The organism is Myxococcus sp. CA039A (assembly GCF_013336645.1).
In the GTDB taxonomy this organism is placed as follows: Bacteria; Myxococcota; Myxococcia; order Myxococcales; family Myxococcaceae; genus Myxococcus; species Myxococcus llanfairpwllgwyngyllgogerychwyrndrobwllllantysiliogogogochensis.
Genome location: NZ_JABUMQ010000066.1, coordinates 24,959 through 37,639 on the forward strand (window position 1 = coordinate 24,959; position 12,681 = coordinate 37,639).

Here is a 12,681-nt window from a genome sequence, read left to right on the forward strand (position 1 = left end):
CCGGAGCCAACGCGTCCCTGGCGGCTCCGGAAGGCGATGACACCCATCCGCTAGAAAATCTCCGCCAGCCCTTCCGCGCCCAGGGTGTTCCACTCCACCTCGAACTCGACGGGCGCGCCCACCAGCTCGTTGAACTTCTGCTGCCACATCAGGAAGACGCTCTGCTGATACAGCGCGATGGCCTTCCGTTCCGGCAAACCCATGCATGCCCCTCGGATGTGATTCCAGTGATTGGAATTGAAGGGCGACACGACTCTACTGAGAGAACGAGCTGCCAAACACTCCGAGTCTCAAGAAACGAGACACGCCTGTCTTGAAATGACTCACCAGACCTGGAGGCCGAGCGACAGGTTCCGGAACGACCCGGGGCCCCGCGTGACGCGCGCCTGGAGGCCGTATGCTTCCCGGCGCCCATGAAACTCCCCTCCTCCCGGCTCGCGCTGCTCGGCGTCCTCTACTTCGTGCAGGGCCTGCCCTTCGGTTTCCAGGCCACCGCGCTGCCCGTGTACCTGCGGGAGCAAGGGGTGTCGCTCACCGCGCTGGGCTTCGCCGGGGTACTCGCGCTGCCCTGGGGGCTCAAGGCGCTCTGGGCGCCGCTGGTGGACCGATATCACTCCGCGCGGCTCGGGCGTCGCAGGTCCTGGATTCTGCCGATGCAAGCGGGCCTGACGCTCACCTGCGCGGCGGCGGGGTTCATGGTCTCCGAAGGGGGCTCGCTGAAGATCCTCCTGGGGCTCATCCTGGTGATGAACCTCTTCGCCGCCACCCAGGACATCGCGGTGGATGGGCTCGCGGTGGACACGCTGAGGCCGGAGGAGCTGGGCCTGGGCAACTCCGTGCAGGTGGTGGGCTACAAGCTGGGGATGCTCACGGGCGGCGGGCTCCTGGTCTGGGCCAGCAAGTCCATTGGCTGGTCCGGCCTGTTCCTGTCCATGGCCGCGCTGTGCGCGGGCGCGCTCGTGGTGACGCTGCTCACCCGCGAGCCACCTCCGCGTGAGGATGCGAGCGGACGCGACACCGCGTCGCCCCCGGAGACACGCCTGAGCTGGCGGCAACTGCGCGAGCGCTTCGCCTCGGTGATGATGAAGCCGGGCACGCTCTGGCTGCTGCTCTTCATTGGCACGTACAAGTTCGGCGAGACGATGGCGGACGTGCTCTACAAGCCCTTCCTCCTCGACGCGGGCATACCCGCCTGGCAGATAGGCCAGTGGGTGGGGACGTGGGGGAACGTGGCTTCCATCCTCGGCTCCCTCGCGGGAGGACTGCTCGCCACGCGCCTGCCCATCGTCGGAGCCCTGACGCTCACCGCCTCGCTTCGCGTGCTGCCGCTCATGGGCCGCTGGTGGCTGGCGACCCACGGCGTCAGCGACGCGGGCGTCATCGGCGTCACGCTCGCTGAGGAGCTGGTGGGCGGCGCGCTCACCACGGTGATGTTCGCGTTCATGATGTCTCGCGTGGACCGGCGTATCGGCGCCACGCACTACACGCTGCTGGCCAGCCTCGAGGTCTGGGGCAAGGCCCCCGCCGCGCCACTCGCGGGGTGGCTCGCGGACCCGGCTCACGGACTGGGACTGGGCTATGCGCCGGTCTTCCTGCTCGGTGCCGCACTGTCCGTGGCATTCCTCGCACTGCTGATTCCCATCCGCCACCAACGCACGAGTCCCACCTCCGTCGCCTCCACCGGCTGACGCGCGCGGGCGCACGTCACGATTCCGTGACAGCCGCATTTCCTCGATTGGCTGTACTCATTTGTTATCAAGACAGATGTGTCAGACGCGCGTGTTAAGTGCGGAGCCGCAGTTCCCCCCTTCTCACGCGCGGGAGAAGTTGCCCGCGAGAGGTCCACCCTTTGTTCTCTACATCCCTGAAGTCGTTCCTGGGCGGCGTCGCGCTGTTGGCCGCGCCCCAGGCCCTCGCGGACAGCACCACCACGATTCCCGCCTTCAACGCGGCGATTGCCACGGCCCGGACGTCGAACAGCCCCGGTGGCACCACCGTGCGCCGCGCGGAGATGAAGAACGCGGTCAACCTGTTCCTCTACGACGACGGCCGCGTGGACGCCGCCGAGCGCACCTTCCTGGGCGCGCGCATCAACGACCTGGTCTTCAACATCGGCGTCACCGCCACCGCCAAGAAGTACATGATTGATGTCCACGAGCTGAACGACGGCGCCACCACCTATGCGCCGCTGTGGCTTGACGACATGGCGCAGACGCCCGAGCAGCTGTTCGGCGCGACCGGGCCGCTCACCACGTCCTCCTCCATCAAGGAGGGCTACATCCCCAACGGGCAGGGCGTGGCGAACCAGGAGACGCTGTCCTACAAGGCCGCCGCGGCCTTCGGGCTGCGGGGCGTGGGGGCGTTCACCCCCATCACCGTCCAGGAGCTGCTCGCGAAGCTCTCCGCGCAGGTCATCAGCGGCACCCCGAACTCGGATGAGGTGGATGGCGCGCTGGCGCTCATCACGCAGGTTTCGCGCAACAGCAACCGGCTCTACACCACGGGCTGGTCGTGCCAGACGTACTGCGGCGGTGGCGGCCCTGGGGACATGGGTGGCTACTTCATCGCCGCGGTGAGCACGGACCGCCAGTTCGTGCGCATGGTGCGCGTGACGACCTGGTCGGACTAATCGTTCCTCAGCGCCGTGCGCGCAGCTCGAGCCCCGCGGGAGGGAAGGTTCCTCCCACGTGGGTCCACTCGAGCCGGACCTGACGGCGGCCCTCGGGCGGAAGCTCGAGGACCGCCAGCACCCTGCCCTCTCCGCGCTGGTTGACGCGGACGTCCACGCGCTGGCCGTCGACCTTCATCGCCAGGTTCAGCACTCCGGCCTGTGGGAAGAAGTGTTCTGAGGGATGGAGTCGCGGCGAGGTGAGCAGCAATTCCACCTCGCGCGGCTCGCTGTCCTCGTTCTCCAGCGTGTACGTCAGCTGGTACGAGACGCCCCGGGCACCGTCGTGCGTCCTGTCGTCCCGAGCGGATGCGGCGCGCGAGGCGGAGGTCCCCGAGGTCGGCGTCAACGTCGGAGCGTCAGGCCCCGTGCCCGCGCGCCTGCGGGGCATGGACATGACGAGGTCGCCCGCGAGCGTTCCTGGAGACAGGCGCAGCGTGCGCTCACCCACGAAGAGGCTGCCTGCTTCGCTCACCCCCTGAAGTGAAGGGAAGGCCGTCGTGCCCGCATCCCCGGCGGTGGCCAGCGGATGCTCGCTCCGGGAGATGGCGGCGAGCTCGTCGGGAGTGAGTGGCAGGGGGCTGGACACGGTGGCCAGACGGAACCGCGCGCCGGGGTCTACCTGCCCCTTCGAGTCCAAGGCCGTGAAGTCCAGGAGGGCGCAGAGCGTGCCCGACTTTTCGTGACGCGCATCCAGGACGACCACCGTCGCGCCAGGCGGCACGGTGAGAGAGCCCTCGAAGGCGCCCCGGGTTCCAAGGCGCACGTCGTCCAGGTGGGACAGGTCGAGGTCGTCACGGACGAGCGGACGGGACTGGCGCTCTGATTCGTCACGGGCATCGAGGACGGCGTCGAGGAGGCCCGAGGCGAGCACCGCATGCGGTCCTCGGAAGAACAGGCCCTCTGGGTCTGGTTCCTTGCCTTGCTCTGCCTGCGCGTCGACCAGTCCCGTGAGGTCCTCGTCGATGCGCTCCTGGCTCAGTGGGTTGAAGGGCGCGCCCGTGGTGCTCGGTGGGAACTGGGGCGTGAGGTACTTGGAGAAGAGGCCACCCTTGACCTGGAGCTGGATGGGACGGCCCGACGTGTTTCGCAGCACGACGGAGCAACGCCCGGTTCCCTCGGAGGCTGCTTCCACGCGGTTGATGGCGCGCACGAACAGCCGGGCCTGACCGGAGAAGGTGTAGCCGCCCTCGCTCTTTCCCGGCACGAGCCGACTCATCGTGGAGCCGAGGACACCCCAGGTCCGAATCGTCTCCGGGCTCGAGTGGACGAGGAGTGGCGCGCCCGTGAAGGTGCCCTCGATGGGAGCGAGGGCGGAGATGGGGAGCACCTCCGAGTCGAGGTCACCCACGGACAGCGGCGGTCGCGTGTGCGTTCGCGCTTCGTAGCGAGGAGGCGGGGCTTCGTCCTCGATGGGGGGCACCTCCGCGATGATCACATCGTCCGAGGAGGACTCCTCCGACTCCACGCTGGCCCCCCGAGATGAAACCAGCGTGAGCCCACGCCGCGAAGGAGGCTTCGCGGGAGCTTCGGACGGGGGACTCGCGACGGAGTTCGCCCGTGGCTTCGACGCGTGAGGCGCCTCGACGACCTTCACGTGCGGCTTCGCCTCGTGGGCTTCCTCGATGGGCGTTGCTTGCGGATTCGTCTCTTGCGCGGTCTCGATGGACGTTGCTTGCGGCTTCTTCTCTTGCGCTGTCTCGATGGGCGTTGCTCGCGGCTTCGCCTCGTGCGCTGTCTCGATGGGCGTTGCTCGCGGCTTCGCCTCGTGCGCTGTCTCAATGGGCGTTGCTTGCGACTTCACACCCTCGACACTCTTGAGGGAAATCTCTTGCGGCGTGACGTCGGCGGACTTCGCCTGTCCTTTGCCCACTGGCTTCGCCTGAGGCTTCGCGGATTCAGAAGTCCCGGTGGCCTTCGACTGTCCCTTCAGGGCCTGCGCATCTCCCGCCGGCTTCACCTGTGCCTTCGAGGCCTGCGTATCTCCCGCCGCCGAGTTCCCCTGTGACTTCGTCGCCTGCGCATCTCCAGCCGACTTCGCCTGTGCCCTTGGGGCCTGAACATCTCCAGCGGCCTTGGCCTGTGCCTTCGAGGCCTGCGTATCTCCCGCTGACTTCCCCTGCGCCTTCGGGGCCTGAGCATCTCCAGCGGCCTTGGCCTGTGCCCTCGGGGCCTGAGCGTCTCCAGTGGGCTTCGCCTGCGCCCTCGTGGCTTGTGCCCCTCCCGCCTGCTTCGCCTGTGCCCTCGGGGCCTGAGCGGCTCCAGGCGACTTCCCCTGCGCCTTCGGAGCCACGGCGGGCTCCGGCTTTCGTGCGGGCTTCTTCGCGGACTCCGCCCCTTGCCCCGCCGAGGGCTTTCCCCCGGCGGACACCCCACGGGTCGTCGGAGGGGCGGGTTTCGAGGACGAACGTCTGGGCGGCGGCTTCGGGGGCGGCATGGAGAGATCCTCTCACGCCCGCGACCACTTCCTCCAGGCAAGGCCCGTCAAGGCGAGAACCCCGACGGTGGGCACGGCCCACGGCCCCACCCTCGCGAGCCGGTGCTCCCAGACATCCACCCGGTCCGCCAGGAGCAAGATCATCCAGTGGCGCGCCAGGTGGTCCGGGTAGCCATAGGCCACCTTGCGCAACAGTCCGCTTACCCCGTGAGGCGGCTGCGCGGTGCCGAACACCGGGGGGAACCCGGCACGGCCCTTGTGCTTGAACACGCGCACATCCGAGTGCTGCACACGGATGGGCACGCGCGCCCCGGGCATGGGTTGAGGCGTTCTCTCCATCGGCACACCCGGGCGACTGGAGGGTTCCAGGTCCACTGCGGCGTCAGGAATGGGTCTATCCGGCATGGTTCGGCTCCTTGCTCGTCACGCGTGCCCAGGGGTGAGGACGCACTTGACGCAGCCGTCCTGCTTCTGGGCGAACAGGTGGTACGCCTTGGGTGCCTCCTCCAGCGGGAAGCGGTGGGTGATGATGCCCTTCGCGTCGATGCGGCCCTCACGGATGTGCTGGAGCAGATGCGGCATGTAGCGACGCACGTTGCACTGGTTCATCCGCAGCGTGAGTCCCTTGTTCATCGCGGTGCCAATGGGCATCAGGTTCCACGGCGGGCCGTACACCCCGACGATGGAGACGTTGCCACCCTTGCGCACGACGTCGATGCACCAGGTGAGCACCGTGGGCGCGCCCGCCTCCAGCTTCAATCCCAGCCCCAGCACGCGCTGCCCCAGCGAGCCCTCGGCCTCCATGCCCACCGCGTCGATGCACACGTCCGGCCCGCGCCCCTCGAACAGCTCCTTCAGGTAGAGGACGATGTCGTCCACCTCCCGGAAGTTCACCGTCTCCACCTTCGCGTACCGCTCCGCGAAGTCGAGCCGGTACTGCACGCAGTCCACCGCGATGACCCGGCCCGCGCCCATCAGCCACGCGGACCGCATGGCGAACAGGCCCACCGGGCCCGCGCCGAACACCACCACCGTCTCGCCGCCCTTGATTTCACCCATCTCCGCGCCCATGTAGCCGGTGGGCAGGATGTCTCCGAGGAAGAGCGCCTCCTCGTCCTCCATGCCGTCGGGAATCTTCAGCGGCCCCACGTCCGCGAAGGGCACGCGCACATACTCGGCCTGCCCGCCGTCGTAGCCGCCCGTCGTGTGCGAATAGCCATACACGCCGCACGCCACGTCGCTCGATGGATTGCTGTTCTCACACGAGGCCGTCAGCCCTCGCTGACAGTAGAAGCAGGTGCCACAGGAGATGTTGAAGGGCACCACCACCCGGTCGCCCTTGTGCAACTGGCTCACCTCGGAGCCCAGCTCCTCCACCACACCGGTGAACTCATGACCGAACGTGTGGCCCACGCGGGTATCCGGCACCAGGCCGTGCAACAGGTGCAGGTCCGAGCCACAGATGGCCGTGCGGGTCACCTTGAGGATGACGTCCTGCGGGTGCTCCAACCGAGGGTCTGGCTTGTTCTCCACCCGGACCTTGAACGGCCCCTGGTACGTCAGTGCACGCATGTGAGTCCTCTCCCGTTGCACATACGGGTGAGGACTCCGACGCCTCGCGGCAAGACGCTCGACAGCGAGCCCCTGCCTGCCCTGCCGCCTTGTGGCGCGGACACCGCCGCTCAGCCGACCACGGGCTCCACGGGAAGCTCCGTCGCGCGCCAGAGATACCAGCTCACCACGGTGCGCCAGGGCCGCCAGCGCTCGCCGTATTCCAGCAGCGCCTTGGGGCGCGGCATCTCCGGAAGCCCATACGCGAGCATGAAGCCCTTGCGCACGCCGAAGTCGTCCACCGGCAGCACGTCCGGCCGACCGAGCCGGGAGATGAGCAGCATCTCCACCGTCCACTGACCGATGCCTCTCACCTGCGTGAAGTGCTCGATGAGCGAGGCGTCGTCCATGCGCCGCACGCGGGACAGGGGAGGAACGGTGCCGTCCAGGGACTTGCGCGCCAGGTCCTGCAGCGCGGCCAGCTTGTTGGCGGACAGGCCCGCCTCGCGCAGCACCGGCTCCGACACGGACAGCAGGGCCTGGGGCGTGAAGCGGCGGCCCTTGCCCACGCGCTCGCTGACGCGCTCGAAGATGGCGGCGGCGGCACGGCCGTGGAGCTGCTGATAGACGATGGACTCCGCCAGCGCGGCGAAGGGACTGTGCAGGGGACTCAACTGGAGGCGGAAGGAGCCCACGCGCTTCATCAGCGCGCCCAGCTTCGGGTCCTCGCGCGCCAGGGCACGGCGGACCTCGGGAGTGAAGGCTTCGGGCAGGCGCGGGGCGGTGGGAGCAGAACGCGGCATGGGAGGGGTGACATGCTGCCGCTCCCAGCGCCCCGCGCAACCCGATTCTTGTCACGAAGAGCCGAGACTCAGAGTGGCGCGGCCTTGTCCGTCTCGGAGGGCACCTGGCGCCGGGGCTCGCCCTCCATCAGCTCGTCGAACTCCTCCTCCATCTGGAGGCCCAGGTCCTCGAGCTGCTCCTTGGAGACGAGCTTGCGGACCTTCTTGAAGAGGTCACCCTCTTCCTCTTCCACGTGGTGCTCTATCTGCTCCTGGAGCACCTTCATCTTCGCGTCGAAATCCTCGTCGTGCGGCTCCATCTCCATCAGGTCGGCGATGATGCGCTTGGCGGACAGGTGCTCCTCCACGGCCTCGCGCAGCAGGTCCTCGGTGTCGTTGGCCTTGGACGCCGGATAGAAGTACTGCTCCTCGATGGTGGTGTGCGCACTGAGCCGGTCGGCGATCATCTCGAACAACTCCCGGCGCTTCGCATCGGCGTGGTCCGGGAGCTTGCCGTACTGTGTGAAGAGCTTCTTCACCTCGGCGTGTTGCTGCTTCAGGAGGTCCAACGCGTTCATGGGTGTATCTCCGTGTCCGACGGGGTTCTTGTCATCAAACGAAGAAGCCGGGGCTCAGCGGGGCAGCTTGCGGGAGGGCAGGTCCTTCACCGCGGGCCCATTGAGCACCTTGCCGGTGGGGCTGTAGCGCGCGCCGTGACAGGGGCAGTCCCACGAGCGCTCCGCGCCGTTCCAGTGCACGTGGCAGCCCAGATGCGTGCACACCGGAGACACCGCGTGAGAGGTTCCGTCCGCCTCGCGGTAGACGGCCACCTTCTGCCCTTCGACTTCCAGAATCTTCGCCTCGCCGGGCGCCACCTCGGACAGGTGCTTGCCCTCGGGCTTCGCCAGCCGGTCCGCGACGAAGCGGAAGGCCGTCTCCGCGTTCTCCTGGATGAAGTCCTTCGCGCCCGCCAGCGGTTTGACGCGCGTGGCGTCATACAGCGCGGCGTAGGGACTCTGCCGACCCAGGATGAGGTCGCTGATGAGCATCCCCGCCAGCGTGCCGAACGTCATGCCCGTCCCGGAGAAACCCGTCGCCACGTAGACATGGCGGCTGGCGCTGTTGCGGCCGATGTACGGCAGCCCGTCCGTGGACTCGATGACCTGACCGGACCAGCGATACGTGAGCTGCTTCACCGGGAAGTGCTTGCGCGCGTAGTCCTCCAGCGCCGCGTAGCGCCGCCCGGTGTCCTCCTCCGCGCCGACCTTGTGGTCCTCGCCACCGACGATGACGTACGCGCGGCCCTCGACGGACTGCGTGCGGATGTAGTGATAGGGCTCCTGCGAGTCGTAGTACTGCCCGGGCTCCAGCGGACCTTCGAGCGGACCCGCCACCGTGTAGCTGCGATGCGCGGACAGCTTCGTCTGCAGCAGCACCCGGTTGAGCGGCGAGTGGGTGGCCTCCACCACGGCCGCGGCGGTGACGGTGCCCCGGTCCGTGACGACGCGACAGGGCGCGCCGTCGTGGACCTCCGTCACCCGCGTGTTCTCGAAGAGGAAGCAGCCCTCGCCTATCAGCGAGTCCACCAGCCCGAGCAGATACTTGCGCGGATGGAACAACGCCTGGTCCTCCACGCGCAGCGCGCCCTTCACCGGGAAGGGCAGCGGCACCGCGTGGGTGAGCGAGGCATGAAGGCCCGCGTCACGCGCGGCGGGGAGTTCCTGCTCCAGCGCCGCCAGCTGATGCGTGGTCTCCGCGTAACGGAACAGGGGGACGCGCTGGAAGTCGCAGTCCAGGGAGAGTTCCTCGACGAGCGTGGCCACCTGCTCCATCGCCGCGCGACTGGAGGACGCCGCCAGTCGGGCACCCTTCTCCCCGAAGTCTCGCCGCAGCGTGGCGTAGGGCGTGTCGAGCAGCTCCGTGAGGTGGGCGGTGGTCTGCCCCGTCTGGCCCGACAGGATGCGGTTCATCTCCAGCACCGCCACCCGCTTTCCCGCGCGCTTCAGCAGCCATGCCGTGGTGAGTCCGGTGATGCCCGCACCGATGACGACGACATCCACCACCAGGTCGCCCGCAAGCGCCGGGAAGTCGCGCGGCGGGGCCGTCAAGGTCCAGAGCGACCGGTTCGTCCGCGTCTCATCCATGTCCTCAACCTAGGAATGCGCCGGAGGTGCGATAACCCGCCGAGTCGAAGCACGGGCCTGCCCGGCTGCCCGGCTTGGGAGTCACTCGGGATGTGCACGAGCGGACAGAGCCGGGGGCCGGGTGTTGGCAAGTCACGTCGACGAGGAAGCGGTTCTGGGGTGGGCAGACCCGCCGCGCTAGAAAAGGGCTGGGTCGGCCCCCCCGAACCCTGCCGAAAGACCAGGGAGCCACAAAGGATGCCCGTGGAAAGAATGGCTGGGAGCACCAGCCTCGTCGATGTCATGGACCGGGTCCTGGACCGCGGCCTTCGCTGGGACGATGTCGTCCACGCGGACCGCCTCTCTCCCGAGCATGCCGCCCGTGTCGTGGTGACCTACCTGGAGGTTCGGACCGACGACACCCCGCGCCCTGGCGAAACACCTCGTCCCACTCCTGGAGCCTGACGCATTGGCCTCTCCCGTCCCTCTCGCCCTGGACCCCACCTCCTCCGCCGATGCACGCCTGGCCCTGGCCGAGCAGCTGCTCGCCTGCGACACGGCACGCGCCTGCGCCGAGGCCATGGTGGAGTGGCTGCCCCGGCATGCCCAGGCCGCCGCCGCGGCCTGTCTGGCGCGCGAGGAGCCCGGTGGGAGGATGAGCTGCCTCGCCGCGAAGGGGCTGTCCGAGGCGCAGCAAGCCGCGCTGCAGGCGTGGTCCGATGACGACAAGGCCCACCCGCTGACGGACGCGCTGGCCCAGGCCGCGCCGCGCTTCTTTCCGAGTGCGCGCGCGCCCCTGCCCGCGCAAGGCACGGGAGGCCTGTTCGCGGTGCCGCTCGGACGCGCCGACGCGCCTCCGGTGGGGCTGTTGCTCGTCTGGGCGAGCGGACCCACCCTTCCCCCGGAGGTGACGTGGGTCGCGGGACACGCGGGGCCCTTCCTCGCGCGGCAGGCCACGTCGGGGCCGCTGGGCACGACGGGCAGCGCGCTGCTTCGCCGCATCATCGACGCGGTGACGGACCCGGTGCTGCTGACGGACCTGAGGGGACGTCCGCGACTGGCCAACGCGCGCGCGGAGGCCCTATTGGTCGCCCATCCCGACACGAGCCACGGCCACCGGCGCGCCGTCCACCTCAACCAGCGCGTGTTCGCCACCGCGGTGGCCAGCACCGCCAGCGGTGGCTCGCCGGGTGTCAGCTGGCGCGAGATACCGCTGGTGGACCCCATGGAGGGGATGGACCTGCTCTTCGAGCTCGTCAGCACCCGCGTGTACGAGCCCGACGGCCGCGAGGCCATGGTGAGCGTGCTGCGCAACGTGACGGACCTGGGACGGGCGACCCAGGCGCTGGGAGAGAGCTACCGCCGCCTGCGCGCCACCGAGCGCGAGGCGCGCAGCGAGCGGCACCGGTTGGACCGGGTGCTGGACTCCGTGGCGGACCCCATCATCCTGTCGGACCCTTCCGGCGGCACGGTGATGATGAACGAGCCCGCGGAGAAGCTCTTCACGCCGCCTTTGGATGGAGGCCGCGCCGCGCAGCGCCGCGTGCGCTCCAACCACGCGACGTTCGCCTCGTTCCTCGCGCACCTGCTGGACGCCGGGGGCAGCCTGCGCTGGCGCGGGCAGCTCAGCCTGATGGACCCGGCCAGCGGCGACACCCTCCCGGTGGAGGCGGTGGCCAGCAAGGTGCTGGGTGAGAGCGGCGAATTGACGGGCATCGTCACCCTCTTCCGCGACAGGGGCGAGGCCCTGGCGAAGGCGCGGCTGTTGGAGCGGCTCAAGGAGGTCTCCACGCTGCTGGAGGCGCGCGTGCAGGTGGCCACCGCGGAGCTGGCGGAGCAGAACGAGAAGCTGCGCCGGCAGGCCATCCAGTTGGAACAGGCGAGCGCGGCCAAGTCGCAGTTCCTGGCCAACATGTCCCACGAGTTCCGCACGCCGCTCAACGCCATCCTCGGCTACACCAACATGCTGCTGCAGGGCGTGTCCGGTGAGCTGACGCCGCCGCAGAAGCGCAACCTGGCGCGCATCGACTCCAATGGGCGGCACCTGCTGGAGGTCATCAACGAAATCCTGGACATCACCCGCATCGAGGCGGGGCGGATGCCGTTGCATCTGTCGGACTTCGGAATCGCCGAGCTGCTCCAGGAAGTCATGGCGGAGATGGACCCCATCATCGCGCGCAGCAAGCTGACGGTGACGACGCACCTGGGCGCGAAGCTGCCGCCGGTGCACAGCGACCGACAGAAGGTGAAGCAGGTCGTCCTCAACCTGCTGTCCAATGCCCTGAAGTTCACGCACGAGGGCTGTGTGAAGGTCCTGGCGGAGTACGTTCCGTCGACCTCCATGCTCACCATCTCCGTGGAGGACTCCGGGATTGGCATCGACCCGGCCTACCAGGAGAAGATTTTCGAGGACTTCCAGCAGGTGGATAGCTCGCCCACCCGGGCCTATGGCGGCACCGGGCTGGGATTGTCCATCTGTCGCCGTCTGGCCGACATGCTGGGGGGACGCGTCTCCCTCCAGAGTACCCCTGGGCAGGGGTCGACCTTCACGTTGCACTTTCCACGACGCCCGAGGCGGACATGACGAATCCCTCCCCGAACCTCAAGCCGCTCGTACTCGTCGTGGACGACTACGACGACGCGCGGGAGATGTACGCCGAGTACCTGGAGTTCTCCGGGTTCCGCGTGGCGCAGGCGAGGAACGGCCAGGAGGCACTGGACCAGGCCTTCGCGCTCACACCGGACATCATCCTGATGGACCTGTCGTTGCCCATCATCGACGGGTGGGAGGCGACGCGGCGGCTGAAGAACGATGACCGCACGCGCACCATCCCCGTCGTCGCGCTCACCGGCCATGCGATGACGGGCCAGTCGGACGAGGCGAAGGGCGCGGGGTGCGACTCCTTCGTCACCAAGCCGTGCCTCCCCGACGAGCTGGTGGCGGAGGTCCGGCACATCCTCGCTCAGCGCGGAGCCGCCGTGTCCCACTGAGACGTGCCCATGCCACGGACCTCTCGCCCTCCCAACAAGTCCAAGGCCTCCGGTCGGCGCGGCGCTCCGGCGCGCAAGAGTGCTCCCGCGCGCAAGGCGCCCCGACGCACGAGCTCCGCCGAGGAATCC

At 68.6% G+C, this 12,681-nt stretch carries 11 protein-coding genes; 4 read left to right on the plus strand and 7 right to left on the minus strand.

All coding sequences use genetic code 11. The annotated features are described in order from the left end of the window. Nucleotides 1-50 precede the first annotated feature (50 nt). Nucleotides 51-203, minus strand: coding sequence for a hypothetical protein (locus HR086_RS13705; protein WP_174465846.1), 153 nt, complete (start codon nucleotides 201-203; stop codon nucleotides 51-53). A gap of 210 nt (nucleotides 204-413) precedes the next feature. On the opposite strand from HR086_RS13705, the gene HR086_RS13710 reads away from it, so the two are divergent. Together HR086_RS13710 and HR086_RS13715 are read left to right on the plus strand one after the other, a co-directional pair. Further along, nucleotides 414-1,688, plus strand: a complete 1,275-nt coding sequence (locus HR086_RS13710; RefSeq protein ID WP_174465847.1) for an MFS transporter — start codon at nucleotides 414-416, stop codon at nucleotides 1,686-1,688. 161 nt (nucleotides 1,689-1,849) lie between these two features. Then, nucleotides 1,850-2,629, plus strand: a complete 780-nt coding sequence (locus tag HR086_RS13715) for a hypothetical protein (RefSeq protein ID WP_141641625.1) — start codon at nucleotides 1,850-1,852, stop codon at nucleotides 2,627-2,629. Between the two features lie 7 nt (nucleotides 2,630-2,636). Here the strand turns inward: HR086_RS13715 and HR086_RS13720 are convergent, their stop codons facing one another. The 6 genes from HR086_RS13720 to HR086_RS13745 form a co-directional block, all read right to left on the minus strand. Continuing rightward, nucleotides 2,637-5,039 carry a hypothetical protein gene (locus HR086_RS13720; RefSeq protein ID WP_174465848.1) on the minus strand — a complete coding sequence of 801 codons (2,403 nt, stop codon included), beginning with the start codon at nucleotides 5,037-5,039 and terminating at the stop codon, nucleotides 2,637-2,639. 78 nt (nucleotides 5,040-5,117) lie between these two features. Beyond that, nucleotides 5,118-5,423, minus strand: coding sequence for a hypothetical protein (locus HR086_RS13725; RefSeq protein WP_174465849.1), 306 nt, complete (start codon nucleotides 5,421-5,423; stop codon nucleotides 5,118-5,120). 105 nt (nucleotides 5,424-5,528) lie between these two features. Further along, entirely contained in the window at nucleotides 5,529-6,677 is a 1,149-nt protein-coding gene (locus HR086_RS13730; protein WP_141641627.1) for a zinc-dependent alcohol dehydrogenase, read from the minus strand. Nucleotides 6,678-6,787: 110 nt separating this feature from the next. Continuing rightward, complete coding sequence (locus HR086_RS13735; RefSeq protein ID WP_174456521.1) at nucleotides 6,788-7,459, minus strand: DNA-3-methyladenine glycosylase; 672 nt, start codon at nucleotides 7,457-7,459, stop codon at nucleotides 6,788-6,790. Nucleotides 7,460-7,527: 68 nt separating this feature from the next. Beyond that, nucleotides 7,528-8,016 (minus strand): hemerythrin domain-containing protein, encoded by a 489-nt coding sequence (locus tag HR086_RS13740; protein ID WP_141641629.1) that lies wholly within the window; start codon nucleotides 8,014-8,016, stop codon nucleotides 7,528-7,530. A gap of 54 nt (nucleotides 8,017-8,070) precedes the next feature. After that, nucleotides 8,071-9,582: an FAD-dependent oxidoreductase gene (locus tag HR086_RS13745; protein ID WP_174465850.1), complete on the minus strand. Its 1,512-nt coding sequence runs from the start codon at nucleotides 9,580-9,582 to the stop codon at nucleotides 8,071-8,073. Nucleotides 9,583-10,030: 448 nt separating this feature from the next. Between HR086_RS13745 and HR086_RS13750 the strand changes: the two genes are divergently transcribed. Together HR086_RS13750 and HR086_RS13755 are read left to right on the plus strand one after the other, a co-directional pair. Further along, the gene (locus HR086_RS13750; protein WP_174465851.1) at nucleotides 10,031-12,145 is read left to right on the plus strand and encodes a PAS domain-containing hybrid sensor histidine kinase/response regulator; all 2,115 of its coding nucleotides are present in this window, start codon (nucleotides 10,031-10,033) and stop codon (nucleotides 12,143-12,145) included. Continuing rightward, nucleotides 12,142-12,552: a response regulator gene (locus HR086_RS13755; protein WP_141641633.1), complete on the plus strand. Its 411-nt coding sequence runs from the start codon at nucleotides 12,142-12,144 to the stop codon at nucleotides 12,550-12,552. The genes HR086_RS13750 and HR086_RS13755 overlap by 4 nt, the downstream gene beginning before the upstream one ends. Nucleotides 12,553-12,681 lie beyond the last annotated feature (129 nt).